Source organism: Cellulosimicrobium sp. NPDC057127 (assembly GCF_042670945.1).
Lineage (GTDB): Bacteria > Actinomycetota > Actinomycetes > Actinomycetales > Cellulomonadaceae > Cellulosimicrobium.
The window spans coordinates 338168-353936 of sequence record NZ_JBHUUP010000001.1; the positions used below are offsets into that span (position 1 = coordinate 338168).

12 protein-coding genes are annotated in these 15769 nt (G+C 74.7%); 6 read left to right on the plus strand and 6 right to left on the minus strand.

All coding sequences use genetic code 11. The features are described 5' to 3' along the window. Positions 1–113: 113 nt before the first annotated feature. Together ACFTZA_RS01520 and ACFTZA_RS01525 are read right to left on the minus strand one after the other, a co-directional pair. Positions 114–1241, minus strand: a complete 1128-nt coding sequence (locus ACFTZA_RS01520) for a Gfo/Idh/MocA family protein (RefSeq protein ID WP_378189991.1) — start codon at positions 1239–1241, stop codon at positions 114–116. Further along, positions 1238–3208 carry a DUF6807 family protein gene (locus ACFTZA_RS01525; protein ID WP_378189993.1) on the minus strand — a complete coding sequence of 657 codons (1971 nt, stop codon included), beginning with the start codon at positions 3206–3208 and terminating at the stop codon, positions 1238–1240. The genes ACFTZA_RS01520 and ACFTZA_RS01525 overlap by 4 nt, the downstream gene beginning before the upstream one ends. 286 nt (positions 3209–3494) lie before the next feature. Here ACFTZA_RS01525 and ACFTZA_RS01530 point away from each other — a divergent pair, with 286 nt between their 5' ends. The 5 genes from ACFTZA_RS01530 to ACFTZA_RS01550 all read left to right on the plus strand — a co-directional run bounded on the left by ACFTZA_RS01530 (position 3495) and on the right by ACFTZA_RS01550 (position 9865). Next, positions 3495–4424: a carbohydrate ABC transporter permease gene (locus tag ACFTZA_RS01530; RefSeq protein ID WP_378190091.1), complete on the plus strand. Its 930-nt coding sequence runs from the start codon at positions 3495–3497 to the stop codon at positions 4422–4424. Further along, positions 4417–5373, plus strand: a complete 957-nt coding sequence (locus tag ACFTZA_RS01535) for a carbohydrate ABC transporter permease (RefSeq protein WP_378189995.1) — start codon at positions 4417–4419, stop codon at positions 5371–5373. The genes ACFTZA_RS01530 and ACFTZA_RS01535 overlap by 8 nt, the downstream gene beginning before the upstream one ends. Positions 5374–5448: 75 nt before the next feature. After that, a complete protein-coding gene (locus tag ACFTZA_RS01540; protein WP_378189997.1) occupies positions 5449–6795 on the plus strand; it encodes an ABC transporter substrate-binding protein in 1347 nt (448 codons plus the stop codon). A gap of 146 nt (positions 6796–6941) precedes the next feature. Further along, complete coding sequence (locus ACFTZA_RS01545; protein WP_378189999.1) at positions 6942–8309, plus strand: Gfo/Idh/MocA family protein; 1368 nt, start codon at positions 6942–6944, stop codon at positions 8307–8309. Next, positions 8306–9865: a UxaA family hydrolase gene (locus ACFTZA_RS01550; protein WP_378190001.1), complete on the plus strand. Its 1560-nt coding sequence runs from the start codon at positions 8306–8308 to the stop codon at positions 9863–9865. The genes ACFTZA_RS01545 and ACFTZA_RS01550 overlap by 4 nt, the downstream gene beginning before the upstream one ends. 163 nt (positions 9866–10028) lie before the next feature. Here ACFTZA_RS01550 and ACFTZA_RS01555 read toward each other — a convergent pair whose 3' ends face one another. The 4 genes from ACFTZA_RS01555 to ACFTZA_RS01570 all read right to left on the minus strand — a co-directional run bounded on the left by ACFTZA_RS01555 (position 10029) and on the right by ACFTZA_RS01570 (position 14635). Next, the gene (locus ACFTZA_RS01555; protein WP_378190003.1) at positions 10029–10994 is read right to left on the minus strand and encodes a sugar phosphate isomerase/epimerase family protein; all 966 of its coding nucleotides are present in this window, start codon (positions 10992–10994) and stop codon (positions 10029–10031) included. Beyond that, entirely contained in the window at positions 10991–12223 is a 1233-nt protein-coding gene (locus ACFTZA_RS01560) for a dihydrodipicolinate synthase family protein (RefSeq protein WP_378190093.1), read from the minus strand. The genes ACFTZA_RS01555 and ACFTZA_RS01560 overlap by 4 nt, the downstream gene beginning before the upstream one ends. A gap of 83 nt (positions 12224–12306) precedes the next feature. Next, complete coding sequence (locus ACFTZA_RS01565; RefSeq protein ID WP_378190005.1) at positions 12307–13473, minus strand: Gfo/Idh/MocA family protein; 1167 nt, start codon at positions 13471–13473, stop codon at positions 12307–12309. Positions 13474–13597: 124 nt separating this feature from the next. Continuing rightward, positions 13598–14635 carry a LacI family DNA-binding transcriptional regulator gene (locus ACFTZA_RS01570; RefSeq protein WP_378190008.1) on the minus strand — a complete coding sequence of 346 codons (1038 nt, stop codon included), beginning with the start codon at positions 14633–14635 and terminating at the stop codon, positions 13598–13600. A 108-nt stretch (positions 14636–14743) separates the two neighbouring features. Between ACFTZA_RS01570 and ACFTZA_RS01575 the strand changes: the two genes are divergently transcribed. Next, positions 14744–15769, plus strand: coding sequence for a beta-ketoacyl-ACP synthase 3 (locus ACFTZA_RS01575; RefSeq protein WP_378190010.1), 1026 nt, complete (start codon positions 14744–14746; stop codon positions 15767–15769).

Below are 15769 nucleotides of genomic sequence, written 5' to 3' on the forward strand. Positions count from 1 at the left end.
CTTCGGCCCGCTTCGAGCTGCCCGTGCGCACCGGCGGAGTGGTCGCGCGCCCGGGGGCAGCGCGCCCGAGAGCCCGGGTCGTCCACCCACCCGGACGCGTCCGCGATCGTGGCTCAGCGCGCCCAGGGCACGCCGAGCTCGGTGAACGTCCGCGCGGTGCGCGCCGCCTCCTCGCACCACCGCGCGACGTCGTCGACGACGGGCCGCCGGTCGTCGCCCTCGCCGAGCCATGCCACGGCCTCGCCGGCCACGGCGCGCGGCGGCGGCGCAGTGCGCACGGCCTCCAGGACGCGCATGAACGCGCCGGTCTCGCGCACGTCGCACGCGAGCCGTCGCACGGGATCGGCACGTACCGCGAGCAGGTCCTCGAGCAGGGGTGTGCGGCCGTACGTCTTCTCGACCTGCAGCCGGGGCGTGCGGAGCGTGACCCGGTCGTGCTCGTACTCGAGCGCGATCTCGCCGTCGGTACCCAGGACGAGGACGCGTGCCGGCGTCCGCTCCGGCGCGCACAGGGTCAGCCCCGCCCCGTACCGCCGGCCGTCGGCCGCCACGACGCGCAGCGACGACGTGTCGTCGGCCTCGATCGGGTTCGCGCGGTGGAGGTCGACGACGACGTGCGCGACGTCGGCCGCGGTGCGCGCGCCCCCGACGCGCAGCATCGTCGCGACCGCGTGGGCGAGAGGGTTCGTCACGACGCCGTCGACGACGTCGCGCCCGTCGAGGCGGCGCCGGCCCGCCCAGGGTGCGCGCGCCCAGTAGCCCGCCGTCCGGACCCACGTGCCGACGGCGCCGATCCCGACGACCTCGCCGATCTCGCCGTCGGCCACGAGCTCCGTCACGGCGTCGAGCGCGTGCGACCCGAAGGTCTGGAAGCCCACCTGGCACAGCCGTCCCGTGCGCTCCGCGGTCTCGACGATCGCCGCGTGCTCGGCGAGCGACGCCGCGGTCGGTTTCTCGAGCAGGACGTCGAGCCCGGCCTCCATCGCGGCGCGCGCGAGCGGCAGGTGCGTGGGGATGGGGGTCGACAGGACCACGACCTCGGGCCGGACGTCCGCCCGCGGGTCGGAGAGCAGGTCGCCGAGCGTCGGGAACCAGGGCGACCCCGCGTCGTCGGGCCGGCGCGGGTCGACGAGCGCGCACAGGCGCGCGAGGCCGCGTGCCGCGAGCGCCTCGACGGCGCGCACGTGCGAGGCACCGTGGCCGTGCACGCCGACGACCGCGACGGGCGTGGACGCGCTCACCGCACCCGCTCCGCGAGCGCGGCGGCCTCGTCGAGGTCGAGCGCACGGTCCACGAGCACCGCACGCAGGCCCGTCTCGAACGTGCCGCCCGCGGGGATGCTGCGCGGCGTGTCCCACGCGAGCGACGGCCCGGCGCCCGGGTACTCGGCCGCCCGGACGAACCAGGGGAGCGGGTCGCCGTGCTGGACGAGGAGCGTCGTCGTCGCGTGCGTGGGGTGCTGCTGGACGTATGCGACCCACGGCGACGTGCTGCCGTGCGCCACGGCCTCGCCGGTGCCGCCCTCGCTCAGCACCTCGGCGGTCCCGGTCCCGGCGTCCGCGAGACGCCAGAAGAGCCCGCCGTACCCGGCGCCCGGGCGGCCGTTCGTGGCGGGCGAGCCGATGACGAGCGCGCCGCGGTCGGCGCGCAGGACCGAGCGCCAGTCGAGCACCCACGACTCGTCGTCGAGCACGCGCGCGTCGAGACGCCGCTCCTCCTCGAGCTGGGGCACGCCCTGCTCGTCGTGCCAGCGCACGGCGTCGAGGAGCACGTGCGGCGCGACGGGGTCGACGAGCAGCGCGTGGCTCACCTGCCGGCCGTGGTTCGGCAGCAGCGTCGGGCCGACGTCGGCGACGAACGTCCGGCCGCCCCAGTAGGACGTGCCGTTGACGTCCGGGACGGCCATCGAGACGCCGTAGTGGTGCCGGTGGTCGACGGGTCCGGCGTCGGTGAGCGGGACGCCAGCGAGCGTGTGGACCGGGTGCAGGTGGGCGCGCGGCGCGTGCACGGGCGGGATCCGGTCGCCCTGCTGGTAGCGCGCGAGGCGCAGCTCGCCGCAGCGCAGCACGACGGCGTCGCCGTCCGTCGTCCACGCGACGTCGCGGGACGCGGGGAGCACCACCGGCGCGGCCGGGACGACGGGCACCGACGCCGTGCGCGGCCGCGTCGTCGCCCGCGCCGTGGCGACCTGCCGGGGGACGGGGCCCGTGCTCGCGCGGACCTCGAGGCGCGGCTCGAACCGCGTGACCTGCGACGGGTGCCCGCCGGTCGCGATCGAGGCGGCGAGCTCCTTCCACGCCTGGCGCCCGAGCTCGGCCTGCGGCACCGCGACCGTCGTCAGGGACGGGGTGGCGTACCGGGCGAGGTCGATGTCGTCGAAGCCGGCGACCGACATGTCCTTCGGCACGGCCACGCCGGCCTCGTTGAGGCCCGCGAGCAGGCCGAACGCCACGAGGTCGTTGAACGCCAGGACGGCCGTCGGCCGTGCGGCGAGCACCTCGTCGACGACGGCGTGCCCCGCCGCGATGTCCGGGCCGGCGGGCAGGTCCACGAGCTCGATGTCGGGCCGCCGCTCGAGCACGGCGCGCAGCCCGGTGCGGCGCAGCGCGTCGGACGCGCTGCCGGGCGGGCCCGCGAGGTAGGCGATGCGGCGGTGGCCGAGACCGACGAGGTGCTCGAGCACCTGCTCCGCCGCCCGCGCGTAGTCGACGACGAGCGCGGGCACGCCCTCGGCGTCCACGGGCTCGCGGTTGACGAGCACGACGGGTGCCACCTCGCGCACGAGCGCGGTGAGCTCGGTATCGGCCGTGCGGGGGGACACCAGCACGAGCGCGTCGCAGCGCAGGCGCGCCTCGAGCGCGATCGCGGCCTCGTCCGTGGGGTCCTCCGCGGTGTCGGCGACGAGCACGCGGTAGCCCGCCGGGGCGGCGGCCGTGGTCACGCCGCGCAGCACCTGCTGGAACATCGGGTTGCCGAGGTCCGGGACGACGAGCGCGACCGTGTTCGTCCGGCCGAGGGAGAGGCTGCGGGCGACGTTGCTCGGCCGGTAGCTGAGGTCGGCCGCGGCCTGCCGGACGCGCTCGGAGATCTCCGGGTCCACGGTCGAGCGCCCGTTCATGACCCGCGACACCGTCGCGCGCGACACCCCTGCGGCGGCTGCGACGTCCGCGATCGTCGCGGTGCCTCGACGTGTGCTCACGCTGGCCATCGTTCTCCCTCGGGTCGTCGGACGCGCGCCCGCGCCCCGTCCCGCGTCGTCGCGGACGGGCGCGTCCCCGGTCGTACCGGTCGCGGTGCGACTGACGCTACACCATAGGAAACCGGTTCCCCGTGTGGTACGTTCCGTGTCGAGCAACCGGTTTCCGATGACGAGGCCGGTGCGGCCGGCACTCCAGCGGTGCCGGCCGGTTCCGATCAGCGTCGACCGGAGGGAGTGGCATGACCCGCATCGCCGAGCGGACCCGTGGCCGCGGGGGAGGTGCGCCGTGGCGACCGTGACCGCGCCCGAGACGGCGGCCACCGCGCGCCCGGGCCGCCGACCGACGAGACGGCGCCGGGGGGACGGGCGCGCCGCCGCGCTCTTCCTGGCCCCGTGGTTCCTCGGCCTCGGGCTCATCACCGCGGGCCCGATGATCGCGTCGCTCTACCTGTCGTTCACCGACTACGACCTGCTCCAGGCGCCGTCGTGGATCGGGTTCGAGAACTACGAGCGGATGTTCGCCGACCCGCGCCTGCTCAACTCGCTCCAGGTGACCTTCACGTACGTTCTCGTGTCGGTGCCGCTGCAGCTCGCCGCTGCGCTCGGCCTCGCGCTCCTGCTCGACAAGGGGCTGCGCGGCCTGGCCTTCTACCGGTCGGTCTACTACCTGCCCTCGCTCCTCGGCGGGAGCGTGGCCATCGCCATCCTGTGGCGGCAGGTGTTCGGCGCCGACGGGCTCGTCAACCAGGTGCTCGGGTTCTTCGGGATCCAGGGCCAGGGTTGGGTGTCGCACCCGGACTACGCGCTCGGGACGCTCGTCGTCCTCAACGTGTGGACGTTCGGCGCGCCGATGGTCATCTTTCTCGCGGGCCTGCGCCAGATCCCCGCGATGTACTACGAGGCCGCCGCGATCGACGGCGCCGGCCGGTTCCGGCGATTCCGGTCGATCACCGTCCCGCTGCTCACGCCGATCATCTTCTTCAACCTCGTGCTGCAGCTCATCAACGCCTTCCAGTCGTTCACGCAGGCGTTCGTCGTGAGCGGCGGCACCGGCGGGCCGGCGGACTCGACGATGTTCTACACGCTCTACCTCTACCTCAAGGGCTTCGGGTCCTTCGAGATGGGCTACGCGTCAGCGATGGCCTGGTTCCTGCTCCTGATCGTGGGCGGGATGACGCTCGTCAACTTCCTCGCCTCCAAGTACTGGGTCTTCTACGATGACTGACACCACGACCGACGCCCCCACGGGCGCACCGTCGCGCCACGCCGCCGGGCACCGCAGCCCCGCCGCGCCGGGCGCCACCACCGACACGACCGCGGCTCCGGCACGCCGCCGCGGCCGCACCCGGGCCCGGGTCACGACCGGCATCAGGCACGCGCTGCTCATCCTGTTCGGGCTGATCATGCTGTACCCGCTGCTGTGGATGCTGGTCAGCTCGTTCAAGCCCTCGGCGCTCATCTTCCGCGAGCCCGGGCTCATCCCGAGCGAGATCGACCTCAGCAACTACACCGAGGGGTGGAGCGCGCTGCTCCACCCGTTCAGCCACTACCTGCTGAACTCCGCGGTGGTCGTGCTCGGCTCGGTGCTCGGCAACCTCGTGGCGTGCTCGCTCGCGGCGTACGCGTTCGCCCGGCTCGAGTTCCGCGGCCGCAAGGTGTGGTTCGCGATCATGCTCATGACGATCATGCTGCCGATCCACGTGGTGATCGTGCCGCAGTACATCCTGTTCTCGTCGCTGAGCTGGATCAACACGTTCCTGCCGCTCATCGTGCCGAAGCTGCTCGCCACGGACGCGTTCTTCATCTTCCTCATGGTGCAGTTCTTCCGCGGCATCCCCCGGGAGCTGGACGAGGCCGCGCGCCTCGACGGGTGCGGGCACGGGCGGATCTACGCGCGGATCATGATGCCGCTCGCCCTGCCGGCCCTCGCCACGACCGCGATCTTCACGTTCATCTGGACGTGGAACGACTTCTTCAGCCAGCTGATCTTCCTCACCAAGCCGGACATGTACACGGTCCCGGTCGCGCTGCGCACGTTCGTCGACTCCACGGGGCAGAGCTCCTGGGGCGCGATGTTCGCGATGTCGATCGTCTCCCTGGTGCCCGTGTTCCTCGTCTTCCTGTTCGGCCAGAAGTACCTCGTCAAGGGCATCGCCACGACGGGGATCAAGTAGCACGTCTCCACACCCGGCCCACGCCGGGACTGCCGACCGACACGACGACGTCTCGTCACGCACCGAAGGAGAGTCATGAACACGTCCAGCACCCGCCCGAGGCCGGGCACGGCGCGCCGCGGCGCCGCCGCGGCGGCCGCCCTCGTCGTCGGAGCCCTCGCGCTCACCGCCTGCTCCGGCGACAGCGGCGTCGTGCCCGCCGACGACGACCCCGCGACGTCCGCCGAGGCGGACGGACCGGTCGAGATCCGGTTCTCGTGGTGGGGGTCCGACACGCGCCACCAGCTCACGCAGGAGGTCATCGACCTCTTCGAGGAGAAGCACCCCGACATCACGGTCGTCCCCGACTACACCGACTGGGGCGGCTACTGGGACAAGCTCGCCACGTCGGTGGCCGCGGGCGACGCGCCCGACGTCATGACCCAGGAGGAGCGCTACCTCGCCGACTACGCGAGCCGCGGGGTGCTCGCCGACCTGTCGGAGCTCGACGTCGACACGTCGGCGATCGACGAGAACGTGCTCGCCTCGGGCAAGACCGACGGCGGCCTGTACGGCGTCCCGACCGGTGTCAACGTGTACGCGATGCTCGCCGACCCGCAGATCTTCGCCGAGGCCGGGGTCGAGATGCCCGACGACACCACGTGGACGTGGGAGGAGTACGTCGACCTCGCCGGCCAGGTCTCGGCCGGTACGCCCGACGGCGTCTACGGCGTCCAGGACTACGGGTTCAACGAGCCCGGCTTCGCGATCTTCGCCCGCCAGCGCGGCGAGACGCTCTACACCGAGGACGGGAAGCTCGGCTTCTCGCAGGAGACGCTCGCGGACTTCTTCCAGGTGTCGCTCGACCTGCAGGCCAACGGCGGCGAGCCGGACGCCGCGCGCTCGGTCGAGATCGACGCCGCCGGGCCGGAGGGGTCCCTGCTCGGCACGAACTCCGGCGCGATGGGCGTGTGGTGGACCAACCAGCTCGGCGCCATCAGCACCGCGGCGGGCCGCGACCTGCAGCTCCTGCGGTTCCCGGGCGAGTCGGAGCACGAGCGCACGGGCATGTACTTCAAGCCCGCCATGTACTACTCGGTCTCCAAGACGTCGGAGCACCCGGAGGCGGCGGCCACGTTCGTCGACTTCCTGCTCAACGACCCCGAGGCCGGCGCGCTCATCCTGTCCGACCGCGGCCTGCCCGCGAACACCGACGTGCGCGCCGAGGTCGCCGACCTCCTGCCGCCGGTCGAGCAGCAGGCGGCGGACTTCCTCGCCGACCTCGAGGACGAGATCGTCGACGGTCCGCCCGTGCCGCCCGTCGGCGCCGGCGACGTCGTCGAGATCATCCGCCGCATCAACACCGAGGTGCTGTTCGGGAACATGACGCCCGACGACGCGGCCGCGCAGTTCATGACCGAGGTCGAGGCAGCCATCGGCTGACCCTCGCGGCGGATTACGCCGCCGGGCGCCCCGCGGCGTCCGCCCCGAGCTGGCCGGCCCGGCCCCGTCGCCCCACGGGACCGGGCCGGCCGACCCTCGCGCCGACCGTCGGCGCGAGGGCTGACGAGAACCACGGAAGGACCGTCGTGCCGCCCCTCCCCGAGACCACCGCCCCGGAGCCCGACCGTCGCCGTCGCTACGCCGTCGTCGGGACCGGCCACCGCGCGCAGATGTACGTCGACGCGGTCCTCGGCCCGCACCGCGACGTCGCCCGCGTCGTCGCGTGGTGCGAGCCGAACCCGGTGCGCGCCGCGTACTACGACGCCCTCGTGCGGGCGGCAGGCGAGGCCCCCGTGCCGACGTACCCGCCGGACGATCTCGAGGCGATGATCGAGCGCGAGCAGGTCGACGCCGTCGTCGTCACGTCCCCGGACCGCACGCACGCCGACGTCGTCGCGCGCGTCCTCGCCGCCGGGGCGGACGTGGTGCTCGAGAAGCCGATGACGACGACCGGCCGCGGCTGCCGCACGATCGCCGACGCGGTCGCGGCGCACGGCCGCGACGTCGTCGTGACGTTCAACTACCGCTACTCGCCGCGCAACACCGCGCTCAAGCGGCTCGTCGCCGACGGCGAGATCGGCGACGTCACCGCGGTGCACTTCGAGTGGGTGCTCGACACCGTGCACGGCGCCGACTACTTCCGCCGCTGGCACCGCGACAAGGACTCCTCCGGCGGGCTGCTCGTCCACAAGTCGAGCCACCACGTCGACCTCGTCAACTGGTGGGTCGACGACGTGCCGGACGTGGTGTTCGCCCGCGGCGGGCTGCGCTTCTACGGGCCTGACGCACCGGGTGCGGACGCCCCGCGCGACCGGTTCCTCCTCGACCTCGCCGACGACCCGCGCCTGGCCGACCTCTACCTGGACGCCGAGGCGCACGACGGCTACCGCCGCGATCAGGACCCGTTCGCGCCCGGGGTGACGATCGAGGACACGGCCGCCGTCCTCGTCCAGTACGCCCGCGGCGCCGTCCTCAGCTACTCGCTCACCGCCTACGGGCCGTGGGAGGGGTACCGGGTGAGCGTCACCGGCACGCGCGGTCGCGCCGAGCTCGAGGTCGTCGAGCGCGGGGCGGTCGTCGTCGGGGCGGACGGCCGACCGGTGCTCGACCCCTCCGCGGAGGAGGCCGCCGCGAGCGGGCCCGTGCGCCCGCGCGGCGAGCGGCTCGTCGTCCAGCGGCACTGGGAGGAGGCGCGCGAGGTGCCGATCCCGAACGGGCAGGGAGCGCACGGGGGCGGCGACGCCATGCTGCTCCACGACCTGTTCCGCGGCGCCGACGACGACCCCCTCGGCCGGCCCGCGGGCTGGCGCGACGGTCTGCTCGCCGCGGGCGTCGGCATCGCCGCGAACCGCTCGCTCGAGAGCGGGCTGCCCGTGCGCGTCGCGGACGCCGTCGGCGGGGCGGGCGCGACCTCCGGCACGCGGGTACCCGTCGCGTCCCAGGCGGACGCGTGACGGCCCCCGCGGACGCGCGGGCCGCCGTGCTCGTGCTGCGCCCCGAGGACGACGTCGCGGTCGCCACGCGCGACCTCGCACCGGGCGACGTCGTCGCGCCCGACGTCGGCACGCCCGACGGCGCGACCGTGCTCGTGCGCGACGCGGTGCCGCGCGGCCACAAGATCGCCCTCCGCGCGGTCCCGGCCGGGTCGGCGGTGCACAAGTACGGGCAGGTCATCGGCGTCGCGACGGCCGACGTCGCGCCCGGCGACCACGTGCACGTCCACAACCTCGGCTTCGAGGAGGGCGAGCGCGAGCACGAGCTCGCCACGGTGCACACCACCCTGCCCGTCCCCGAGGGCCCGCGCCCCACGTTCCGCGGGTACCGCCGCGCGGACGGGCGCGTGGGCACGCGCTCGTACGTCGCGATCCTCACGTCGGTGAACTGCTCCGCGAGCACCGCACGCATGATCGCGGACCAGTTCCGCGGCTTCGCGCTCGACGCCTACGACGACGTCGACGGCGTCGTCGCGCTCACGCACCAGTCCGGCTGCGGCCTCGTACCGACGAGCGAGGGCGCCCAGGTGCTGCTGCGCACGCTGCGCGGCTACGCCGCCCACCCCAACGTCACGGGCGTCCTCGTGCTCGGCCTCGGCTGCGAGATGATCGCCGTCGACACCGTCCTCGCCGGGGCGCGTCTGTCGCCCGACACCGTCGTGCGGACGCTGACGATCCAGGACACCGGGGGAGTCCGGGCGACCGTGCGGGCCGGCGTGCAGGCGGTCCGCGAGATGGTCGAGGAGATCGACGGGCGCTTCGAGCGCACGGCGTGCGACGTGTCCGAGCTCGTCCTCGGCCTCAACTGCGGCGGCTCCGACGGGTACTCCGGCATCACGGCCAACCCGGCGCTCGGCCTCGCCTCCGACCGGCTCGTCGCCTACGGCGGCACGTCGGCGCTCGCGGAGACGCCCGAGGTCTTCGGCGCGGAGCACCTGCTCACGCGGCGCGCCGTCACGCCCGCGGTGGGGCAGCGGCTGCTCGACCGCCTGGCGTGGTGGCAGGAGTACGCCGCCGCGGGCGGCGGGAGCCTCGACAACAACCCGTCCCCCGGCAACAAGGCGGGCGGCCTGACGACGATCCTCGAGAAGTCGCTCGGCGCCGTCGCGAAGGGCGGGCAGGCCGACCTCGCGGCCGTCCACGAGTACGCCGAGCGCATGACGACGAAGGGCTTCGTGTTCATGGACACCCCGGGCTACGACCCGGTGTCCGTGACGGGGCTCGTCGCGGGCGGCGCGACCGTCGTGTGCTTCACGACCGGCCGCGGGTCGGTGTTCGGCTGCAAGCCCGCGCCGTCGATCAAGCTCGGGACGAACAGCGAGCTCGTCGCGCGCATGGGCGACGACATCGACGTCGACTGCGGGCGGATCGTCGACGGCGCGGCGACGCTCGAGGAGGTCGGTGACGAGATCTTCGCGCGCATCCTCGCGGTCGCGTCGGGGGAGCAGACCGCGAGCGAGGACCTCGACATCGGCGGCGAGGAGTTCGTGCCGTGGCAGCTCGGCACGGTCACCTGAACGGACTTCGAGCTGATCTGAGGGGACCCAGCAGGCCTGCGCGCCGCGCGCCGGGTCGACGCACGCGCACATGAGGGCGCCGCCCGAGGGAGGAGAGGCAGTCCCCGGGCGGCGCCCTTCGTGCGCCGCGGCGGCGGTCCGTCGTCGCCGCCGCGGCCGTCGGTCAGCCGCCCGTCGGACCCCCCAGGTGCGGCAGGACCAGACGTGCGTAGTCGTCCGCGACGCGCGCGACGACGTCGGCTGCGGGGGTGTCCCACACGGCCTGGTTGAAGATCTCGGTCTCGACGTCGCCCGTGTACCCGGCCTCGGCGACCCACCGCGTGATGGTGGGGAAGTCGACGTACCCGTCCCCGACGTAGCCGCGGGACAGGAGCGGGTCGGCCGCGAGCGGCAGGATCCAGTCGCACACCTGGTAGCCGGCGATGCGGCCCTCGGCGCCGGCGCGCGCGACGCTCTCGCGCAGCGCCGGGTCCCACCAGACGTGGTAGGTGTCGACGACGACGGCCACCGTGGCCGGGTCGAACGGCGCGGCGAGGTCGAGCGCCTGGCCGAGCGTGGAGAGCACCGCCCGGTCGGCGGCGAAGATCGGGTGCAGCGCCTCGAGGACGATGCGCACGCCGTGCTCGGCCGCGAACGGGACGAGGTCGGCGACGCGGTCGGCGACGCGGGCGCGCGCGGCGACGACGTCCCGGTCGTCCGGCCCGGCGTCGGGGCGGGGCGCCTGGCCGGGCGTGCCGTTCGCGGGCAGGCCGCCGACGACGAAGACGAGCTCCGTCGTGCCGATCGTCGCGGCCTCCTCGATCGCGCGCCGGTTGTCGTCGAGCGCCGCCGCGACCCCCGCGGCGTCGGGCGCCGTGAGGAACCCGCCGCGGCACAGCGAGGAGACGCGGAGCCCGGCGTCGGCGACCACGCGGGCCGCCGTGTCGGCGCCGATCTCCTGGACGCGGTCGCGCCAGAGCCCGACCGCGCCGTAGCCCGCCTCGGCGGCGACCCCGACGGCCTCCTCGAGCGTCGCGCGCTTGACCGTCGCGGTGTTGAGCGAGCAGCGGGACAGGTCGGGCGCGCCCTCGCCCGCCCCCGTTGCCGCGGACCGCGCGGTGGGCGCGCTCGTCGGCGTCGGGGCGGTCATCGCGTGATGCCGTTCGTCTCGAGGAACGCCCGTGTGCGCCGGGCCGCGAGGTCCGGGTCGAGGAGCAGGCCCGCGCGGTCCGCGAGCCGCACGAGCTGGACCAGGTGCGCGACGGATCGCCCGGACTGCAGGCCGCCGACCATCTGGAAGCCCGGCTGCGCGCCGTTGAGCCACGACAGGAAGGCGATGCCCGTCTTGTAGTAGTACGTCGGCGCGGCGAACACGTGCCGGCCGAGCAGCTCGGTCGACGCGAGGATCGCGTGCGCGCGGTCCGGGTGCCCGGCGTCGAGCGCCTGCAGCGCCGTCGACGCGGCCGGGTAGATCGCCGCGAAGATGCCCAGCAGGGCGTCGGAGTGCGCCGTGCCGTCGCCGACGACGAGCTCGGGGTAGTTGAAGTCGTCGCCCGTGTAGAGGCGCACAGGCTCGGGGGCGCTCTGGCCGGTGCCGGTCCGGTCGGCGCTGCCGAGTGCGGCGAGGCGGGCACGCAGGCCCTTCTCGTGGTCGGCGTCGAGCAGCGACACCTTGACCCCGTCGACGCGGCCCTGGTGGGCGCGGATCAGGTCGACGAAGACGTCGGTCGCCTGCGCGACGTCCGCGGAGCCCCAGTAGCCCGCGAGCGCCGGGTCGAACATCGTGCCGAGCCAGTGCAGGATCACGGGTGCGTCGGCCTCGGCGAGCACGGCGTCGTAGACGCGCGCGTAGTCCTCGGGCGAGCGGGCGACGCGGGCGAGGGCGCGCGACGCCATGACGATCACCTGCGCGCCGGCGTCCTGGACGAGGCGCACCTGCTCGCGGTACGCCTCGACGACGGCGTCGAGCGCGGCGGGGTCGCCGGGCTCCCAGCCGGCGACGACGGCCGGGTCGAGCTGGTCGGTGCCGGCGCCGCACGCGATCCGTGCGCCGACGGAACGGGCCTCGGCGGCGGATCGGCGCACGAGCTCCTGCGTCGCGGCCCAGTCGAGGCCCATGCCGCGCTGCGCGGTGTCCATCGCGTCGGCGACCCCGAGCCCGTGCTCCCAGATGCGGTGGCGGTAGGCGAGGGTCGCGTCCCAGTCGACGGCGGCGGGCGCACCCGGGACGTTGTCGGCGCCGACGTGCGGCACGACGTGCGCGGCGGCGAAGGCGACCCGCGAGGTGATCGGCGCCGTCGGGGTCGTCCACGGACCGGGGACGAGGAGCTCGCGCACCTCCGTGCCCACGACGCGGCCGTCGTCGCCGAAGCGCGGCAGGTGGAGGACGGCCCCGGACCCGTCGCGGTCGCGCAGCTCGCGCGCGCCGGGGAGCTCGCGCGTGGTGGAGGTCGTCGGCGCGCTCACAGCGTGATCTCCGGGACGTCGAGGCGCCGGCCCTCGGCGGACGAGCGCAGCCCGAGCTCGGCGAGCTGCACGCCGCGCGCGGCGGACAGGAGGTCGTAGCGGTGCGGGCGGCCGGCGGCGACGTCGCGCAGGAACTCCTCCCACTGGGCCTTGAAGCCGTTGTCGAGGTCGGCGTTCGCCGGGACGTCGAGCCACTGGTCGCGGAACGACTCGGTGACGGGCAGGTCGGGGTTCCACACCGGCTTGGGGGTGTGGGCCCGCTGCTGGGCGACGCACTTCGTCAGTCCCGCGACGGCGGAGCCGTGCGTGCCGTCCACCTGGAACTCGACGAGCTCGTCGCGGTACACGCGCACGGCCCAGGACGAGTTGATCTGCGCGACGACAGGGTCGCCCGCCGGGGTCTCGACGCCGAAGATGCCGTAGGCGGCGTCGTCGGCGGTCGCCGTGTACTCCTGGCCCTGCTCGTCCCAGCGCGCGGGGATGTGCGTGGTGGTCTGCGCGGTAACGGTGCGCACGGTCCCGAGGATCCCCTCGAGGACGTAGTTCCAGTGGCAGAACATGTCCGTCGTCATGCCGCCGCCGTCCTCGGCGCGGTAGTTCCAGGACGGGCGCTGCGCGGCCTGGTGGTCGCCCTCGAACACCCAGTACCCGAACTCCCCGCGCAGCGACAGGATGCGGCCGAAGAAGCCCTCGTCGACGAGGCGGCGCAGCTTGACGAGGCCGGGCAGGTAGAGCTTGTCGTGCACGACGCCGGCGGTCACGCCGGTCTCCTCGCGCAGTCGCGCGAGGTCGACGGCCTCGGCGAGCGTCTCGGCGGTCGGCTTCTCGGTGTAGACGTGCTTGCCCGCCTGCATGGCCTTCGTCAGCGTCTTCGCGCGCAGCGCGGTCATCGAGGCGTCGAACACGACGTCGATGCCCGGGTCGGCGATCGCGCCGTCGAGGTCGGTGGTCCAGTGCTCGACGTCGTGCTGCGCGGCGAGCTCGCGGATCTTCGACTCGTTGCGGCCCACGAGGACCGGCGCGACCTGCAGGCGCGTGCCGTCGGGCAGCTCGACGCCGCCCTGAGCGCGGATCGGCAGGATCGAGCGGAGGAGGTGCTGGCGGTAGCCCATGCGGCCGGTCACGCCGTTCATGGCGATCCGCAGGGTGCGATAGGTGGTCATTCGGCTTCGGCTCCGTTGCGTCGGCCCGGCACGGCCGGGAAGGCGTGTGGCGGTGCATCCCCCGCCCCGGGAATGCGCTTTCCGACACTCTAGAGCACGCGTGCGCCAGATGGGAAGGGCAGCGTCAACCCGCGGTGCGCAGAGGTGTCGAGGCCCGCACCACGACCTCGCCCCGCACGACGACCCGCTGCGCGGTCGCCGGCCCGTCCGCCCCCAGGGCGAGCCGCACGGCAGCCGCCCCGGTCTCGTGCAGGGGCAGGCGCACCGTCGTCAGCCCGGGCGTGACGTCGCGGAGGGTGACGATGTCGTCGAACCCCGCGACCGCGACGTCGGCCGGGACGTCGAGCCCCGCGTCGCGGAGGGCCGCGGTCGCGCCGACGGCCATGACGTCCGTCACCGCGACGAGCACGACGCCGGGCCGGCCCGCGAGCAGCGGGAGGGCGGCGGTCGCCGCGCCGTAGCCGCCGTCGCGCGTGACGCCACCGGGGACCACGTGGTCCGCGCGGACGTGCAGGCCGCGCTCGGCCAGGCCGTCGAGCAGGCCCCGCGTGCGGTCCGCCGCGGTCCGGTGGTCGGGCGGCCCGCTCAGCACGACGACGTCGCGGTAGCCGAGCCCGTGCAGCGCCCCCGCGAGCTCGGCCGCGCCCTCCCGGTTCGCGATCTCGACGCACGGCAGGTCGTCGAGCGCCTGGCCCACGGTCGCCACGCGGCCGCCGCCCGCGACGTAGCGGGCGAGCGTGGCGACGAGCCGGGCCCGGTCGTCGCTGCCGCCGAGGCGGCTCCCCGCGAGGACGAGCGCCTGAGGTCGCTGGCGGGCGAGGATCTCGACCACCTCGGCCTCGCGCACCGGGTCGGTCCGCGTCGACGCGAGCGTCACCACCAGACCGCCCTCCTCGGCGGCCTCGCTCACGCCCGCCGCGAGCGTCGAGAAGTACGGGTCCGCGATGTCGTGCACCACGAGCCCCAGCGCGCTCGACCTGCCGCGCGCCATCGCCTGCGCCCGGGCGTCGGGCGTGTACCCGAGACGCTCCGCGGCCGCCAGGACGCGCTCGCGCAGCGCGGGGCCGACGACGCGCGTCGCGCTCCCGTTGAGCGCGCGCGAGGCCGTCGCGAGCGAGACGCCCGCCTCGCGGGCGACGTCGCTGAGGGTGGGGGAGGGCACGGGGTCAGCGTAGGGCAGGCGCTTACCGGCGCGGTGCGCGAGGGGCGCGCGGCCGGTCGCCGGGGGCCGGCTTGGTCGATCCGCGCGGCCGGGTGAATGATCGGACCCATGATCGCTCCCGCCACCGGCGCCCCCGGCTCGCGCATCGTCGGGCTCGGGCACTTCCAGCCCGAACGCACCATGACGAACGACGACGTCGCCCAGCTCGTCGAGACCAACGACGAGTGGATCCGCTCGCGCACCGGCATCGTCACGCGCCACGTCGCGGACGACGACACGACCGTCGCCGACATGGCCGTCGCCGCCGGGCGGCACGCGCTCGAGGACGCCGGGGTGGCGTCCGCCGACGTCGACCTCGTGATCGTCGCCACCGCGACCGCCGTCGACCGCTCGCCCAACACCGCCGGCCGCGTCGCCTACCACCTGCGCACCGGCGTCATGCCCGGCGAGTCGACGCCCGAGGAGGCGTCCGAGCTCGACCTGCGCGGCGTCGTCGGGCCCGCCGTGCTCGACGTCAACGTCGCGTGCTCCGGCTTCGCGCACTCCGTGGCGCTCGCGGACCAGGCGATCCGGGCCGGGTCGGCCCGCACCGCGCTCGTGGTCGGGGCGGAGAAGCTCACCGCGTTCACCGACTGGACCGACCGCAGCACGTGCATCCTCACCGCCGACGGCGCGGGCGCGGCCGTCCTCCGGGCGTCCGACACCCCCGGCGTCGGGCCCGTGACGTGGGGCTCCGAGCCCGACCTCACGCCCGCCGTGCTCATCGAGGCACCGGCCGACACGTTCGCCCAGGACGGCCGCTCGGTGTTCAAGTGGGCGATCACGCGCGCCGCCGGCCGCGCCCGGACCGTCGTCGAGCGCTCCGGTGTCTCGCTCGACGACATCCAGGTGCTCGTCGCGCACCAGGCGAACCTGCGGATCATCGAGCCGCTCGCCAAGGCGCTCGGCATGGAGGACCGCGTCGTCGTCACGGACATCGTCGAGTCCGGCAACACGTCCGCCGCGTCGATCCCGCTCGGGCTGTCGAAGTGGTGGCACGCCGGCAAGATCCCGGCCGGGGTGCCCGCACTGCTGTTCGGGTTCGGCGGCGGGTTCGCGTGGGCGGGGCAGGTCGTGGAGACGCCGACGCGCTGA